Here is a 16,150-nt window from a genome sequence, read left to right as displayed (position 1 = left end):
CGTCACAGTGCCCAGGATGCCCGTCCCCCGAGGTCCCGACGCTGGTCCGCGTCAGGTCGTCTCGCGACCGGACACCCGCGAGCTCGACGATGCCCGCGGATCGCGGGCAGCAGGTGCAGCGCGGCCGACCCCGGCCAGCGCCCGCGTGTGCAGAGCGGCGGCTTCGGCGCGGCTGCGGACGCCGAGCTTGGCCAGCACGCTGCTGACGTGGTGAGCCGCGGTCTTCCGGCTGATGAACAGCCGGGCGGCGATCTCGGGGTTGGACAACCCGGTGGCGACCAGGTCGAGCACCTCCCGTTCGCGCGCAGTGAGGACGTCGACGGTGCGAGCCGCCGGCCGCGTGCGGGCGCCGAGGCTGCGCAGCAGCGCCGCCGCCGCGTCGGCCATCGACCGGGCACCCAGCCGGTCGAACACGGCCAGGGCGGCGCGCGCGTCCTCCACGGCCAGCGGGCCGACCGCCGGCGCCTCGACACGAGCCCGGGCCAGGAGGACACAGCCGGCCTCGAACGGCAGCTCCAGCTGCCGCAGCAGCCGCAGGGCGGCCGTGAAGCAGCCCACCGCCTGATCGCGAGCACCCCGGGCGGCGGCGACGTGCCCGGACGCGGTGTCCGCCCGGGCCGCGGCCAGCCCGCCCTGGTGCCGGGCCGCCAGCCGGGTCAGCCGCTCGAGTGCCGGGGCCGCCGCGTCCGGCCCGGCGACCGCGAGCTGCGCCTCGACCAGCCGGGCGAGCACGGCCGACTCCCCCGCTGCCGACGCGCCGGCGCCGAGGCAGGCCTGCAACCGGACGACGGCCGCCGCCGGCTCCGCGCGGGCGAGCAGCAGCTCGGCGTCGAGCAGCGCGTCGTCGCAGTCCCCGGCCAGGGCCGCGGCCTCCTCCAGCCGGCCCTGGCGAAGCCGCAGCCCGGCCAGCCGGGACAACACCAGGACCCGCGGCACCGGCCCCGCGCCCCCGGCCATCCGGAGCGCCGCGGCGAGCTCCTGCTCCGCGTCGGACCAGCGGCCCGTCGCGACGAGGAGACCGCCGTGGTGCGCCCGGCACGTGGCGTACAGGAAGGGGCAGCCGTACCGGGCGGAGAAGTCGTCGACCACCGCCAGCCACTCCGCCGCCCGGCGGACGTCCCCGGTCTCCTCGCAGGCCTCCAGCATCGTGCACGCCGCCCAGACCACCGTCTGGAGGCGGCGGCACTCCCCGCCCAGGGCGCCTGCCAGCGCCTGGTCGATGAGGCCGAGCCCCTCGGTCACCCGGCCGGCGTGCACCCAGCGGCCGCCGAGGTCCGACAGCGCGGACAGCTCCAGGTCGACGTCCCCGGTCCGCCGGCCCTGGTCGAGCGCCCGCCGGATCAGCGCGCAGGCCAGGTCGTCGTCGGCGGACAGGTAGGCCTCGATCAGCCCGAACCAGCCCTCGTGCTCCGGGGGCACGCCGTCGGTGAAGACGCTGCGCGCGCGGCCGAGCCAGCCGGACGCGGCCGCCCCGTTGCCGAACTGGACCAGGTGGCCCACGCAGGCCTCCATCGCCGCCGAGGCGGCACCGGACGGGTCCCCGGCGCGGCGGAACGCGACGTAGGCCCGCTCCCGGCACTCGACGGAGGCCCGCGGCTCGCCCAGCCACCACAGCGCCTCGGCCAGCCCGTCCCAGGCCTCGGGCGGGCCGGCCCTCGGGTCCCCGGCGGCGAGCAGGGACTCGAACGCGGCCCGGGCCTCCGCCCACCGCCCCGCCTCGAGCGCCGCCGTCCCGACGGCCACCTGCCCGCCCGGCACCGGGCCAGTATGGGCCGCCCGATGGGGCAGCTGACCCATGCGCGCCCCGGCAAGCGCGGCCACGCTCCGCGGCATGACCGGCACCGACACCTTCCAGCTCTCCCTCCAGACGGCGCGGACCTACGAGGCGGCGTTCGTCCCCTCCCTCTTCGCCGACCTCGCCCGGCAGCTCGTCGACCTGGCCGACGTGACCGCGGGCGACGACGTCCTCGACGTCGCCTGCGGCACCGGCATCGTCGCCCGCACGGCCGCCGAGCGGACCGGCCCGACCGGCCGCGTGGTCGGGCTCGACCTCAACGAGGCGATGCTCACCGTGGCCCGGGAGGTCCGGCCCGACCTGGAGTGGCGGCAGGGCGACGCCGCGGCCCTGCCCTTCCCGGACGGCTCCTTCGACGTCGCGCTCTGCCAGTCCGGGCTGATGTTCGTCCCGGACCCGGCGGCAGCGGTGGCCGAGCTGGCCCGCGTCGTCCGCCCCGACGGCCGGGTGGCCGTCCAGGTGTGGAGCTCACTGGACCGGCAGGTCGCCTTCCGGGCGCTCGCCGACGCCGTCGCCCGCCACGCCGGCCGGGACGCCGTCGACCTGATCAGCACCTACTTCCGGCTCGGCGACCAGGAGCGGCTCACCGGCCACGTCACGCGCGCGGGCCTGCGCGTCACCGGCGTCCGCACGCTGCCGGCCACCGTGCACGCCCCGTCGATCGACGACTACGTGACCACCGAGGTGGAGAGCACCCCGCTGAGGGACCGGATCAGCGACGACGTGTACCGGCGGATCCGGGAGGAGGCCCGGACCGGGCTGGCCCGGTGGACCGATGCGGGCGGCCGCCTCGCCCTGCCGCTGGAGGCCTACGTCGTCGCGGCCCGCCGCGGCTGACTCGGGCGCTCCGGCGCAACCGCCGGCGCGACCACCGGGCGCACCGGTCACGATGGCCGGATGCGTGCGGTGGTGACCCGGGTCAGCTCGGCGTCGGTGACGGTGGCGGGCGAGGTCGTCGGGGAGATCGGCGCGGGCCTGCTGGCGCTGGTCGGAGCCGGCCGGGACGACGACGTCGACCGGGCCCGGACGCTCGGCCGGAAGGTCCACGAGCTGCGCGTGTTCCCCACCGAGGACGGCGCCCGCTCCGTCGGGGACCTGGGCCTGCCGGTCCTGGTGGTGAGCCAGTTCACGCTCTACGGCGACACGCGCAAGGGCCGCCGTCCGTCGTGGGTGGACGCGGCCCCCGGTGAGGTGGCCGAGCCGCTGGTCGAGGAGGTCGTCGCCGAGCTCCGGCGCCGCGGCACCGAGGTGGCGACCGGCCGCTTCGGGGCCCCGATGCGGGTGGCGTCGGTCAACGAGGGCCCGATGACCTTGCTGCTGGAGGTCTGACCCGGGCAGCCGGGGGGTAAGAGGACGGTCACGGGGCGCACCTGGACGTCGGCTGTGAGTTGTGACGCCCTGGAACACCCGGCCGCCCCGGTCCGTTGCACACGACGTACCACACCGGACCTGACGGACGGAGAGGCCACCCCGGAGACGACGGGTGGACGCTCTGACCGACCACGCCGGGGTGCGTTGCGGGCCGACGACGGCCAGGACGCATCCGGACCCCGAAGCAAGGACGAAGACTCATCGTGACGCTGCTGCAGTCCTCCCCCAACGACACCCTCGGTGTGCGCGCGCCGCGTCGTGCCCCCGACACCAGCGGGCTGGTGTCAACGGACCTGGTGCGCGTGTACCTGAACACCATCGGCAAGACCGCGCTGCTGACCGCCGAGCAGGAGGTCGAGCTCGCCAAGCGGATCGAGGCCGGCCTGTACGCCGACCGCCTGCTGGTCGAGAAGAAGCTCACCCCGGCGCTGCAGCGCGACTACAAGATCCTGGCCGCGGACGGCAAGGCCGCCAAGGCCCACCTGCTGGAGGCCAACCTCCGGCTGGTCGTCTCGGTCGCCAAGCGGTACACCGGCCACGGCATGACGTTCCTGGACCTCATCCAGGAGGGCAACGTCGGCCTGATCCGCGCGGTGGAGAAGTTCGACTACACCAAGGGCTTCAAGTTCTCGACCTACGCGACGTGGTGGATCCGGCAGGCCATCACCCGGGCGATGGCCGACTCCGGCCGCACGATCCGGCTGCCCGTGCACCTCGCCGAGCAGGTCAACAAGGTGGTGCGCACCCGCCGCCGGATCCACCAGGAGCTGGAGCGGGAGCCCACCCCCGAGGAGCTGGGCCTCGAGCTCGACATGACCCCGGAGCGGATCACCGAGCTGCTGGAGTACTCCCGTGACCTGGTGAGCCTGGACCAGACCGTCGGCGCCGACGAGGAGTCGCGGCTGGGCGACTTCATCGAGGACGCCGACGCCGCGGTCGCCGAGGACGCCGTCGCCTTCCAGATGATGAAGGGCGACGTCCGCACCGTGCTCGCGACGCTCGAGGACCGTGAGCGCGACGTGGTCGTCATGCGCTTCGGCCTGGACGGCGAGCAGCCCCGCACGCTGGAGCAGATCGGCAAGCGGTTCGGTCTCTCCCGCGAGCGGGTGCGGCAGATCGAGCGGGAGACGATGGCCAAGCTGCGCGACCCGCAGCGGGCCGACGCCCTGCGCGACTACCTGGGCTGAGGAAGGACCGCCGCCTCCCACCCCTGGCATGCTCCTGGCGGGGACCGGGGAGGAGGCCTGGAGCCCGTCGCCCTCCGGGGTGGCGGGCTCTCGCCGTCCTCACTTCACGGGGCGGAACATCCGTCGCGGGCCGGCGTCGAAGCGGGCGGTCGGCGGCCCGACGCGGGTCCGTCCACCGGCGACCACCAGGGACCGGCCGCCGTGCCAGGCGTCGGCCGGCCCGACGATGACCGGGTCCAGGCTCAGGCCCAGGACCTCGGGCAGGTCGTCGGCCAGCCGCGCGACCCGCAGCAGCAGCTCCTCCAGCGCGGCGGCGTCGACCGGCGCGCTGCCCCGGTAGCCGTCCAGGAGCGGCCAGGCCCGGGGTTCGCGCACCAGCTCGTGCGCGTCCAGGTCGGTCAGCGGCAGGGTCCGGTAGGCCCGGTCCCCCAGCAGGTCGGTGGCGACGCCACCGACGCCGAAGCTGACCAGGGCACCGAAGGACGGGTCGTCGACGATCTGCACGACGGTGGCCACGCCGGGCGCGGCCTGCTCCTGCACGATCACCGGGTCGCCGGCGGGGATGGCGGCGTAGGCGGCGCGCACGTCGTCGGCGTCGGCGAGGTCGAAGCGCATCCCACCGAGGTCGCGGCGGTCCCGCAGCCACGGTGCGGTCGACTTCAGCACGACCGGGTAGCCGATCTGCTCGGCGGCGGCGACCGCCGCCTCGGCGTCCTGGACCCGGCGGGTGCCGAGCATCGGCACCCCGTACGCGCCGAGCAGCGCGATCGTCTCCTCGTCGCTCAGCTCGCGGCCCGCCGGGGACTCGGCCAGGGCGCGGGCGACGACGTCGCGGGCCGCGTCCTCGTCGACGCCGGTCAGCTCCGGGATGACACCGAGCGGGCGGCGGCGCCACCGGGCGTACTCGGTGATCCGGGCCAGGGCGATGACGGCGCGCTCCGGCGTGGAGAACGACGGCACCGAGCCCCGGGCCGGCATGCCCTGCTCGTCGTGCACCCGCAGCTCGTCCGGGATGCCGTCGGTGGACAGGAAGTTGGCCACGACCGGCTTCTCCGACCCGGCCGACACCTCCCGCAGCACCCGGCCGAAGAGCTCCTCGCCGCGCTGCAGCGGAGGCAGGAACACGGCCACCACGGCGTCGACCCCGTCGTCGTCCAGCGCGGCCTGCAGGGCGGCGCGGAAGTCCTCCGGGCCGGCCTGGACGCCGATGTCCACCGGGCGCTCGTGCGCCAGCTCCAACCCCTGCTCCAGGACCGCGTCGGCGACCAGGACGCCCATCGCGGTGGAGTTCCCGACGATCGCCACCCGGTTCCCGGCCGGCAGCGGCTGGTGGGCCAGCAGGGTGGCGACGTCGAACAGCTGGGCCAGCGTCTCGACCCGGATGACCCCGGCCGAGGCGAACAGCGCCGCCACCGACTGCTCGGGGACGCTGACGCTGGTGCCCGCCAGCCCGGCGGTCATGCCCACGTGCCGCCCGCTCTTGACCGCGACGACCGGCTTGGTGCGGCCGACGCTGCGGGCCAGCCGAGCGAACTTGCGCGGGTTGCCGAAGCTCTCCAGGTGCAGCAGCACGACCTCGGTCGCCGGGTCGGAGGCCCAGTACTGCAGCATGTCGTTGCCGCTGACGTCGGCGCGGTTGCCGGCCGACACGAACGTCGACAGCCCCATGCCCCGGCCGCGCGCCCGCTCCAGCAGGGCCACGCCGAGCGCCCCGGACTGGGCGAAGAAGCCGACCCGCCCGCGTCCGGGGATGTCGGGCGCCAGGCTGGCGTTGAGCCGGACCGCCGGGTCGGTGTTCACGATGCCCAGGCAGTTCGGCCCGACCACCCGCATGCCCGACGCCCGAGCCGAGGCGACCAGCGCCCGCTCGGCGGCACGCCCCTCCGGGCCGGTCTCGCCGAACCCGCCGGAGATCACCACCAGCCCCTTGACGTGCTTGCGGCGGCAGGCCTCGACCACCCCGGGGACCTCGTCGGCGGGCACGGCGAGCACCGCCAGGTCGACGTCGTCGGGGATCGCCTCGATGGAGGCGTGCGCCGGGATGCCACCGACGTGCCGGACCGCGGGGTTGACCGGGTAGATCGGCCCGTCGAAGCCGTAGGCCAGCAGGTGCCGGAGCACCGCCGACCCGATCTTGCCGGGGTCGTTGCTGGCGCCGACCACCGCCACCGAGCCGGGGGTGAGCAGCCGGCCGATCGAGCGGGACTCGCTGCGCTGCTCCCGTTCGTGGGCGACGGCCAGCGACGCCTCGGTGGGCGCGATCGGGAAGGTCAGGTGGACGACGCCGTCGGCGTAGGACCGCTTCGCCGAGTAACCGGCGTCCTGGAAGACCCGGACCATCTGCATGTTCTGGCTGAGCACCTCGGCGACGAACCGGGTGATGCCCCGCTCCTGCGCGGCGGCGGCCAGGTGCTCGAGCAGCACCGAGCCCAGGCCCCGGCGCTGGTGGGCGTCCTCGATGAGGAACGCCACCTCGGCGTCGTCGGTACCGGGGTAGCGGTCGTACCTGCCCACCCCGATCAGCTCGTCGCCGAGCAGCAGGACGAAGGCCACGCGGCTGTCGTGGTCGACGTGGGTGAACCGGTGGAGGTCCTTGTCCGACAGCCGCCGCATCGGCCCGAAGAAGCGGTAGTAGCGGGTCTGGTCGGAGCTGCGCTCCATCAGCCCGACGATGCCCTCGGCGTCGTCGGGGGTGATCGGCCGCAGGTGCACCGTCCCGCCGTCGGCGGCGACGACGTCGGCCTCCCAGTGCGGCGGCGGGTCCGGCACGGGCGGTTCGTCGCTGCGAGTCATGGTCTCCGTCGGCCGCCCAGCAGGGTCCTGCCGCGCGCCTCGAACGGCCTCGTCCGGAGGCTCGCCCGAGCTTGCGAGGGAAGCGGGGGACGTGGTCCTTCCCGGGGGGCTGGGTGGTCCTTGATCAGTCACGGGGGTCATCCGGGTCGAGGCCGAAGTAGGGGAAGCTCGCCGTCCGGGTCCGGAGGATGGCCCGGTCGACCCGGCTCTCGGTGAGCGGGTCCCAGCGGGAGAAGCCGGTGTAGCCGCCCTCGGTCATCGTGGCCGGCGGCTCGGTCCGCAGCCCACGGCGGAGGACGTCGTCCCGCCAGCTCTGCGGGATCTCGGTCTCCGGGGCCACGCCGTCCCCGCTGGCCTCGGCGATCAGGTGCGTCCAGGCCCGCGGCACGCAGCGGACCACGCCGTAGCCCCCGCCGCCGAGGGCGACCCACCGGCCGTCGCAGACCTCGTGGGCCAGCTCGTGCACCGCCCGGTAGGAGGCGCGCTGACCGTCGATCGTGAGCCCGAGGTCGGCCAGCGGGTCCTCGTGGTGGGCGTCGCAGCCGCACTGGGTGACCAGGATCTGCGGGGCGAAGGCGCGGACGACGCTCGGGACGACGGCGGTGAAGGCGCGCAGCCACCCGGAGTCGTCGGTGCCGTTGGGCAGCGCCAGGTTGACCGCGCTGCCCAGCGCCGTGTGCGGGTTCCCGGTCTCCTCGGGGAAGCCCGTGCCTGGGAACAGCGTGAGCGGCGTCTGGTGGACGCTCACCGTGAGCACCCGCGGGTCGTCGTAGAACGCCGCCTGGACACCGTCGCCGTGGTGCACGTCGAGGTCGACGTAGGCGATCCGCTCCCAGCCTTGGCGTAGCAGCCAGGCGATCGCCACCGCAGCGTCGTTGAACACGCAGAAGCCGGAGGCGGTGTCGCGCATGGCGTGGTGCAGGCCGCCGGCGATGTTCACCGCGTGCTGCGCCCGCCCGGAGGAGACCTGCTCGGCGGCGAGCACGCTGCCGCCGGTGATGAGCGCGGCCGCGTCGTACATCCCGGGGAAGACCGGGTTGTCCGGGGTGCCGAGCCCGTGGCCGACCCCGTACGGGTCCTCCGGCGCCCGGCGGACCGCGTCCAGGTAGGCCGGGTCGTGCACGAGGGTCAGCAGCTCGACGTCGGCGGGAGTCGGCTTCACCACCTCCAGCCGGGGCCGCCGGAGCACGCCGAGGGTGTCGGCCAGGCGGACGGTGAGGTCCAGCCTGACCGGGTGCATGGGGTGGTCCCCACCCATCGTGTAGCCCAGGAGCGCGTCGTCCCAGACCACGGCGACGGCGTCGCTCATGGGTCCTCCTCGCTGGAGCCCTGGAGGGCATCGTGCCGGGCACTCCGCCGCCGTGCTCGTCGGTGAGCGGGCCGGCTCCCCCGGCCGGGACGCTACCGGGGTTGCCCGGCACGTGCGCCCCCGGCGACCCCGCCGGTCGTCGTCCCCGTCCCAAGGGGCGCTGCTCGTAGAATCGGTCGGACCTGACGGAGGAGCAGACGTGAACGACCTCATCGACACCACGGAGATGTACCTCCGGACGATCTTCGAGCTGGAGGAGGAGGGCATCGTCCCCCTCCGGGCCCGGATCGCCGAGCGCCTGCACCAGAGCGGCCCCACGGTGAGCCAGACCGTCGCCCGGATGGAACGAGACGGCCTGCTGACCGTGCAGGGCGACCGGCACCTGCAGCTCTCGGAGGAGGGACGCCGCCTGGCCACCGCGGTGATGCGCAAGCACCGACTCGCGGAGTGCCTCCTCGTGGACGTGATCGGCCTGGAGTACGAGGAGGTGCACGAGGAGGCCTGCCGCTGGGAGCACGTGATGAGCGAGGCGGTGGAGCGCAAGCTGCTGACGCTGCTCGACCACCCGACGGTCTCCCCGTTCGGCAACCCGATCCCCGGGCTGGACGCGCTGGGCGGTGGCACCTCGGCGGTGCTCGACGCGCTGACCCTGCTCTCCGCGACCGCCACGCCCGAGGGCAAGCGGGTGGTGGTCAAGCGGATCAGCGAGCAGCTGCAGGAGGACGCCGCACTGCTGCGCTCACTCGCCGAGCACGGGGTGCGCCCGGGTTCGACCGTGACGGCGTCGGTGTCCAACGGCACCGTGTTCGTCGACGGCGTCGCGCTGCAGCCGGGCGTCGCGCAGTACGTCTTCGTCCGCTCGGTCGAGGAGGACCTCACTCCTGAGCAGGCAGCGGAGGCCACCCCCGCCGTCGTCTGACCCGGCACCCGGTCCCCTCGCGAGCCGCGCCCCCACCCGGGGGCGCGGCTAGCGTCGTCCCGGGCGGAAACTCCTTCGCCGTGCTCATGACCGCTCTCACTAGTCTCGGAGCTGCCCCTGCCCGGACACCCAGAGAGAAGACCCCGGTGACCGACTCCGCACCCTCCTCCGGCGAGCAGACCCCCGTCCCGCCGCCGCCCGGCCCGTTCCACCGGCTCGCCGACTTCGTCGCGCTGCCCCGGCTCGGCGGCCTGGCCCTGTCCCCGGACGGCACGAGGCTGATCACGTCGGTGGCCACCCTGGACCCCGAGGGCAAGAAGTGGCAGTCGGCCCTGTGGGAGGTCGACCCCGCCGGGCTGCGGCCGGCCCGGCGGCTCACCCGCGGGGCGTCCGGCGAGTCGGCGCCGGTGTTCACCCCCGGCGGCGACGTGCTGTTCACCTCCGCGCGCCCCGACCCCGCGGCCAGCAAGGACGGCGACGAGCCCAAGCCCGCCCTGTGGTGCCTGCCCGCCGAGGGCGGTGAGGCCCGCATGGTCCTCCAGCGCGCCTCGGGGATCAGCGGGGTCGCGGTCGCGGCCGACAGCGGCGGCGTGGCCGTGGTCGCCTCCACCGTCCCCGGCGCCACTGACCCTGCCGCCGACGAGGAACGCCGCAAGGCCCGCAAGGACGCCGGGGTCAGCGCGATCCTCCACGAGAGCTACCCGGTGCGGTACTGGGACCACGACCTGGGCCCTGCCGTGCCGCACGTCCACTGGATCGGGGCGCTGCCGGACGAGACCGAGGCGGGCGCGAGTGCCGCGGCCCCGGAGTGGCGGGACCTCACCCCGGACGCCGGCCCTCCGCTCGGCGCCGGTGAGGACATCGCCCTCTCCCCCGACGGCCGGTTCCTCGCCCGCAGCGAGGACGTGCCCGACGGAACGGCCGGCCGCCGGTCCCGGCTCGTGCTGACCGAGGTCGCCACCGGCGGGACCCGGGTGCTGGTGGACGACCCCGAGGCGGACGTCTTCGCCGCCCGCTTCTCCCCCGACTCCACGCGGGTCGTCTGCGTCCGGGAGAGCAAGTCCACCTTCACGGCGCCGCCGGACTTCACGCTGCTGGTCGTCGACCTGGCGTCGTCGGCGTCCCGCGACCTCACCGCCGGCTTCGACCGCTGGCCCAGCGCGCCGCAGTTCTCCGCCGACGGCACCGCCGTGTACTTCCTCGCCGACGACGACGGCCGGCACGCCCTGTTCCGAGTGGCGCTCGACGGCGGCGCACCGGTCCGGCTCACCGCGGACGGCGCGTACAGCGACCTGCAGGTGGCTCGCGACGGCAGCGCCCTCTACGCGCTCCGGTCCGGCTACGACACCCCGCCGGTGCCCGTCCGGCTCGACCCGCGGGCGACCGGCCAGGACCCCGCCCCGCTGCCCAACCCGGGCACGATCAGCCAGCTGCCCGGGACGCTGCGCGAACTGCGGGCCACCGCGGCAGACGGCACCCGCATCCAGTCCTGGCTGGTCCTCCCGGAGGGCGCGAGCGCCGAGCAGCCGGCACCCCTCCTGCTGTGGATCCACGGCGGCCCGCTGACGAGCTGGAACTCCTGGTCGTGGCGGTGGACCCCCTGGGTGCTCGCCGCCCGCGGCTACGCGGTCCTGCTGCCCAACCCGGCGCTGTCCCAGGGGTTCGGGCAGGAGTTCGTCCAGCGGGGCTGGGGCGAGTGGGGCGGGGCGCCCTACACCGACCTGATGGCCGCGGTGGACGCCGCGGAGGCGCTGCCGGAGATCGACCAGACGCGGACCGCGGCAATGGGCGGCTCCTTCGGCGGCTACATGGCCAACTGGGTGGCCACCCAGACCGACCGGTTCCAGGCGATCGTCTCCCACGCCAGCCTCTGGCACCTGGACAGCTTCAGCGGGACCACCGACTCCGCGTACTACTGGGAGCGCGAGTTCGGTGACCCGCTGACCGAGCCGAAGCGCTACGAGCAGAACTCGCCGCACCGCTACGCCGACGCGATCCGGACGCCGGTGCTCGTCATCCACGGCGACAAGGACTACCGGGTCCCGATCGGTGAGGGCCTGCGGCTCTGGTACGACCTGCAGAAGCGCGGGGTCCCCTCGAAGTTCCTGTACTTCCCCGACGAGAACCACTGGGTGCTCACGCCGGGGAACGCGTCGGTCTGGTACGAGACGGTGGTCGCCTTCCTTGCCGAGCACGTCCTGGGGAAGGACTGGCAGCGGCCCGAGCTGGTCTGACCCGGCCCGGCATCCCGGGGGTCCCGCCTGCCCGGCGGGCGGGACCTCAGGACGCCGCATCGAACGGGTCCGTGGTCTCGGCGATGAGCCGCCGCAGCTCCGCCGGTGGCATGCAGTGGTCCAGCGCGGTGCGCAACAGCCCGGCGAAGGGGTACGCGGGGTCGCTGTCCAGGGCGCGCTCGAGCGCGACGTTGGCCATGGCGCCGTCGCCCCGCAGCCAGGCCGACACCGCGAGGAGCGTGGCGGGCGCGGCGTCCAGCGGGGGCGGCGCGCGCCGCGTGACCTCGGTCCACAGTCCCTCGGCCGCGGCGGCGCGGCGTCCCAGCGCGAGGGCGAGCGCGCGGTCCCGGACGCCGATGTCGCGCAGCGCCCAGGCGACCCGGGCCACCTCGTGGTCGGTGATCGCCCCGACCGACCCGGGGGCGGTCCGGAGCAGCGCCCGCCGGACCTCCGCCCAGGACTCCTCGGCGACGTCCTCCCGTCCCCGCTCGGCCGTGACCCGGGCGACGTCCAGGCCGACCTCGTCGCACGCCCGGGACGTCCCGGCGGCGGCCAGGAAGCCGACCGGTGCGATCCGCCGGGCCAGCTCCGCCCGGTCCTCCGCGAGCACCTGCCCGCTCACCGCCGAGGCGGCGGCGAGCGCGCTGGTGCCCCCGGGCAACGGCGTGCCGGCGTCCGGGGCGCAGCACGGCCGGGGGCAGTCGTAGGACCACCAGCGGCCCCGCCGGACCAGCAGCGTCTCCTGCACCGGCACGCTCCGGCCGGCGAACGCGAGCACCGCCTCGTGCACCAGGTCCCGGTGGGGCAGGGTCGGCCGGTGGTCCGCGCCGCCCGGCCACCGGTCGACGGCCAGGTCGTCGGGCGCCTCGGACACCACGGCGAGGACGACCGCGGCGGGACGGTCGGTCATCAGCGAGTGCACCAGGCCGCCGACCACGGCGGCCCGGTGCTCGGCCGGAGGCAGGTCGATGCGCGCCGTCAGGCCGAACCTGCGGGTCCGGCCGCCCCGCAGGCTCACCACCACCAGCGACTCGCGCGGCCGGAAGCCGATCAGGTGCGGCACGGCCGCGGCGACCTCCCCCGGCTCGGAGAGGTGGACGGTCAGCAGCGGGTCGGTGTCGGGCATGCCGGCACCCTGCTGCCGCCGCGGTCCGCCCGGCGCCGTTCAGCCGAGGTTGTGGACGGAGCCCGGTCCTGTGGACGGCGGCCGGCATCCGGTCACCGGGCCGGTGCAGCGTCGCGGCATGCGCACCGCGACGCCGCAACCCTGCTCAGTCCAGCGTGGCGGCCTGCTGCTCGAAGGCCTGCTGCAGCAACGCAGTGAAGGCCGCGGGGTCCGCACCGCCGGCCGCGTCGACCTGGGTGAGGCTGACCAGGCGGTCGCCATCCCGCACCATGCCGAGCAACATCGGCAGGGTGAACGGCTGCCCGTCGGGGCCGGTGATCGACAGGGTCATCGAGATGCCGGCCGACCCGTCCCCGAGCGCGGGCACGTCCAGGGCGGTGAACGTCATGTCGGCGGTGCCGATCTCCGGGGCGGTGATCGTGGCCTGAGGGCAGGTCTCCGCTGTCGAGCTCAGGTCGTCGACGCCCGCGCCGACGCCCTCGCCGGACGCCAGGACCTCGACCGTGGTGCTCGTACCGACGGTCGCCGTCTGCGCACCGAGGCCCGCGATGTCGTCGAGCCCGGGCTGGATCGACTTAACCCCGGGCGCGCAGGCCTCCGGGGTGATCGTGACGTCCTGCAGGCCGCCGAGCCGGCCCTGTTGCTGCCGGAGCTGGTCGGCGGTGACCGGGGCGACCTGGGCGCCGGGCCCGAAGGCCTCTGCGGGCAGCAGCCCGGCGGACAGGTCCCCGGCGCCGTCGAGTGCGCCGGTGCTCGAGCTGGCCGCGCTCGACGGACTGCTGGCCGAGCTGCTCGGCGAGGCCACACCCTCGACCTCCGCGCCGCAACCGGCCAGGGCCAGCGACCCCAGCAGGCCGGCGCCCACGAGCCCGCGCAGCCGGCGACGTCCGCCTCACATGATCATGATCATGATCCGGCCATAAGATCATCGGAACGGATCCGGCCACTCAAGCGACGGTCAGACCTCGTACTGGACCGCCGACCGGCTCGCCAGGTTCGGCTTGACGTGCTCGGCGATGACCTCGAGGTGCCGGGGGTGGGTGGCGTACCGGCGGAAGGCGTCGGCATCCGGGAACTCGGCCACCAGCGCGGCGTGCGCGTTGCCGTCCACCAGGCCCGCGTCGGGCCCGACGGCGAACGCGGTCATGCCGCCCACCTCCTCCGGCAGCTTCCGCAGGGCCGCGATGGCGGCCGCACGGGTGTCGGCGTCGGTGTCCGGGGACCAGGTGAAGAGCACGACGTGTCGCAGCATGCCCGCACCCTGCCAGGCGGCCGGTGGCGGACGCGACCCGAGGAGGCGGTGGACCGGGGACGAGCAGCCGTGCCACGGAGGCCGCACCCCGCCTCGTTAGAGTCCGGGCATGGGACGGTCGCTGCGGGTGGCACTGCTGTCCTACCGCAGCAAGCCGCACAGCGGCGGCCAGGGCGTCTACGTCCGCGCCCTCTCCCGCGAGCTGCGCGAACTCGGGCACCGCGTGGAGGTCCTGAGCGGCCAGCCCTACCCGGAGCTGGCCGCCGGCATCCCGCTGACCCGGGTGCCCAGCCTCGACCTCTACCGCGAGCCCGACCCGTTCCGGACGCCGCGGCCCGGCGAGTTCCGCGACCTCGTCGACCTGGCCGAGTGGGCGACGATGTGCACCGCCGGCTTCCCCGAGCCGCTGACCTTCACGCTGCGGGCCGCTCGGCTGCTGGGCTCCCGCGCGGGCGACTTCGACCTGGTCCACGACAACCAGTCACTGGGCTACGGCCTGCTCCGGGTGCGCCGCAGCCTGCCCACGGTCGCCACCGTCCACCACCCGGTGGCCATCGACCGGGACCTGGAGCTCGCGGCCGCGCCGTCCCTGCGCCGCCGGCTCACCCTCCGCCGCTGGTACGCGTTCACCCGCATGCAGGCCCGGGTCGCCTCCCGGTTGGACGGACTGACCACCGTGTCGGAGAGCTCGCGGCGGGACATCACCGCGCACATGGGCGTCCCCGCCTCGGCGGTGGAGGTCATCCCGGTCGGCATCGACCCCGACGTCTTCCGGCCGCCGGCCTCACGCGCCGCACGGGAGGCGGCGCGCATCGTGGTGACCACCAGCGCCGACGTCCCGCTCAAGGGACTGCTCCCGCTGCTGGAGGCGCTGGCGAAGCTGCGCACGGAACGGGAGGCGGTGCTGACCGTGATCGGCGCGGCGCGCCCGGGTGGCCCGGCGGACACCGCCCTGGACCGGCTGGGGCTCCGCGGCGCCGTCCGGTTCACCGGGCCGGTGCCGCAGGAGGAGCTGGTCCGCCACCTCCAGACGGCGACGGTGGTGGCGATCCCGTCCCTGTACGAGGGCTTCTCGCTGCCCGCGGTCGAGGCGATGGCGTGCGGCACGCCGCTGGTGACCACGGACGCCGGCGCGCTGCCGGAGGTGGTCGGCTCGCACGCCGGGGTGCAGGTGCCGGCCGGGGACGTCGACCGGCTGGCCGCCGCGCTGCAGTTGGTGATCGACCACCCGTCCCTGCAGGACCAGCTGGGCCGCGCCGGCCGGGCGCGGGTGCTGGGCGCCTACACCTGGCGGCGCACCGCCGAGCGCACCGCGGAATGGTACGGCGAGGTCCTCGACCGCCGGTCGACGGCCGGGGACGGCCCGTGCTGACCGTCGACTACGACCTGCTCGACGTGCGGCCGGGCATGACGGTGCTCGACCTCGGGTGCGGAGAGGGCCGGCACGCGTTCGAGGCCTACCGCCGCGGGGCCACGGTCCTGGCCGTCGACTGGGGGACGCAGGAGGTGGCGACCACCCGCGAGTGGCTGGGCGCCATCGCGGCGGCCGGCGAGGCCCCGGCCGGGGCGGCGGCCGGAGCGGCTCGGGCGGACCTGCGGGCACTGCCGGTGCCCGACGGCAGCGTCGACCGGGTGATCGCCTCCGAGGTGCTCGAGCACATCCCGGACGACCGCTCCGCGCTGGCCGAGATCGCCCGGGTGCTCAAGCCCGGCGGCCGGGTGGCCGTGACCGTGCCCCGGTACGGCCCGGAACGGGTGTGCTGGGCGCTCTCGGACGCTTACCACGCCAACGAGGGCGGGCACATCCGGATCTACCGCGGCGACCAGCTGTGGGAGCGGCTGGCCGGGGTCGGGCTGCAGCCCACCGGCACCCACCACGCCCACGCGTTGCACGCCCCCTACTGGTGGCTGAAGTGCGCGGTCGGGATGGACCGGGAGACCCGGCTGACCCGGGCCTACCACCGGCTCCTGGTGTGGGACCTGACCCACCGCCCGTGGCTGACCCGCACGGCGGAGCGGGTGCTCGACCCGGTCCTCGGCAAGAGCCTCGTCATCTACGCCACCAAGCCCGCCGCCCGGACCGGACTCGCCGCCGGAGCGGACCGGGTGGCGGACGGGGCGACGGGGCTGGCCTGTGCCTGACCACCCCCTGCCCGAGGTGAGT

At 75.3% G+C, this 16,150-nt stretch carries 13 protein-coding genes; 7 read left to right on the top strand and 6 right to left on the bottom strand.

Annotation, left to right across the window (positions count from 1 at the left end; genetic code table 11):
• Positions 1-51: 51 nt before the first annotated feature.
• Entirely contained in the window at positions 52-1,758 is a 1,707-nt protein-coding gene (locus tag HK417_RS26435) for a LuxR C-terminal-related transcriptional regulator (RefSeq protein WP_308123504.1), read from the bottom strand.
• A gap of 73 nt (positions 1,759-1,831) precedes the next feature.
• Here HK417_RS26435 and HK417_RS10550 point away from each other — a divergent pair, with 73 nt between their 5' ends.
• From HK417_RS10550 to sigB, 3 genes are all read left to right on the top strand, one after another.
• Entirely contained in the window at positions 1,832-2,632 is an 801-nt protein-coding gene (locus tag HK417_RS10550) for a class I SAM-dependent methyltransferase (RefSeq protein WP_222266137.1), read from the top strand.
• Between the two features lie 60 nt (positions 2,633-2,692).
• Positions 2,693-3,124: a D-aminoacyl-tRNA deacylase gene (gene dtd / locus HK417_RS10545; RefSeq protein WP_222266134.1), complete on the top strand. Its 432-nt coding sequence runs from the start codon at positions 2,693-2,695 to the stop codon at positions 3,122-3,124.
• Between the two features lie 245 nt (positions 3,125-3,369).
• Positions 3,370-4,353: an RNA polymerase sigma factor SigB gene (sigB, locus tag HK417_RS10540; RefSeq protein ID WP_222266132.1), complete on the top strand. Its 984-nt coding sequence runs from the start codon at positions 3,370-3,372 to the stop codon at positions 4,351-4,353.
• 99 nt (positions 4,354-4,452) lie between these two features.
• On the opposite strand, the gene HK417_RS10535 is transcribed toward sigB, so the two are convergent.
• Positions 4,453-7,146 carry a bifunctional acetate--CoA ligase family protein/GNAT family N-acetyltransferase gene (locus tag HK417_RS10535; protein ID WP_222266130.1) on the bottom strand — a complete coding sequence of 898 codons (2,694 nt, stop codon included), beginning with the start codon at positions 7,144-7,146 and terminating at the stop codon, positions 4,453-4,455.
• A 124-nt stretch (positions 7,147-7,270) separates the two neighbouring features.
• Entirely contained in the window at positions 7,271-8,455 is a 1,185-nt protein-coding gene (locus HK417_RS10530; RefSeq protein ID WP_222266127.1) for an acetoin utilization protein AcuC, read from the bottom strand.
• Positions 8,456-8,654: 199 nt separating this feature from the next.
• On the opposite strand from HK417_RS10530, the gene HK417_RS10525 reads away from it, so the two are divergent.
• Both HK417_RS10525 and HK417_RS10520 read left to right on the top strand, forming a co-directional pair.
• Complete coding sequence (locus tag HK417_RS10525; RefSeq protein WP_222266125.1) at positions 8,655-9,374, top strand: metal-dependent transcriptional regulator; 720 nt, start codon at positions 8,655-8,657, stop codon at positions 9,372-9,374.
• Between the two features lie 146 nt (positions 9,375-9,520).
• Positions 9,521-11,608 (top strand): S9 family peptidase, encoded by a 2,088-nt coding sequence (locus HK417_RS10520; RefSeq protein ID WP_308123503.1) that lies wholly within the window; start codon positions 9,521-9,523, stop codon positions 11,606-11,608.
• Positions 11,609-11,654: 46 nt separating this feature from the next.
• On the opposite strand, the gene HK417_RS10515 is transcribed toward HK417_RS10520, so the two are convergent.
• The 3 genes from HK417_RS10515 to HK417_RS10505 all read right to left on the bottom strand — a co-directional run bounded on the left by HK417_RS10515 (position 11,655) and on the right by HK417_RS10505 (position 13,986).
• On the bottom strand, positions 11,655-12,734 hold the full coding sequence (locus HK417_RS10515; RefSeq protein WP_222266122.1) for a DUF4192 domain-containing protein: 1,080 nt from the start codon (positions 12,732-12,734) through the stop codon (positions 11,655-11,657).
• Positions 12,735-12,879: 145 nt separating this feature from the next.
• Entirely contained in the window at positions 12,880-13,599 is a 720-nt protein-coding gene (locus tag HK417_RS10510) for a hypothetical protein (protein ID WP_222266120.1), read from the bottom strand.
• Positions 13,600-13,692: 93 nt separating this feature from the next.
• Entirely contained in the window at positions 13,693-13,986 is a 294-nt protein-coding gene (locus tag HK417_RS10505) for a Dabb family protein (protein ID WP_222266118.1), read from the bottom strand.
• A gap of 109 nt (positions 13,987-14,095) precedes the next feature.
• Between HK417_RS10505 and HK417_RS10500 the strand changes: the two genes are divergently transcribed.
• On the top strand, positions 14,096-15,358 hold the full coding sequence (locus HK417_RS10500) for a glycosyltransferase family 4 protein (protein WP_222266116.1): 1,263 nt from the start codon (positions 14,096-14,098) through the stop codon (positions 15,356-15,358).
• A complete protein-coding gene (locus tag HK417_RS10495) occupies positions 15,352-16,128 on the top strand; it encodes a class I SAM-dependent methyltransferase (protein ID WP_222266114.1) in 777 nt (258 codons plus the stop codon). Before HK417_RS10500 ends, HK417_RS10495 begins: the two co-directional genes overlap by 7 nt.
• Positions 16,129-16,150: the final 22 nt, after the last annotated feature.

This window comes from Modestobacter marinus, assembly GCF_019799945.1.
In the GTDB taxonomy this organism is placed as follows: Bacteria; Actinomycetota; Actinomycetes; order Mycobacteriales; family Geodermatophilaceae; genus Modestobacter; species Modestobacter marinus_B.
This window is presented reverse-complemented; position numbering and strand designations above follow the sequence as displayed.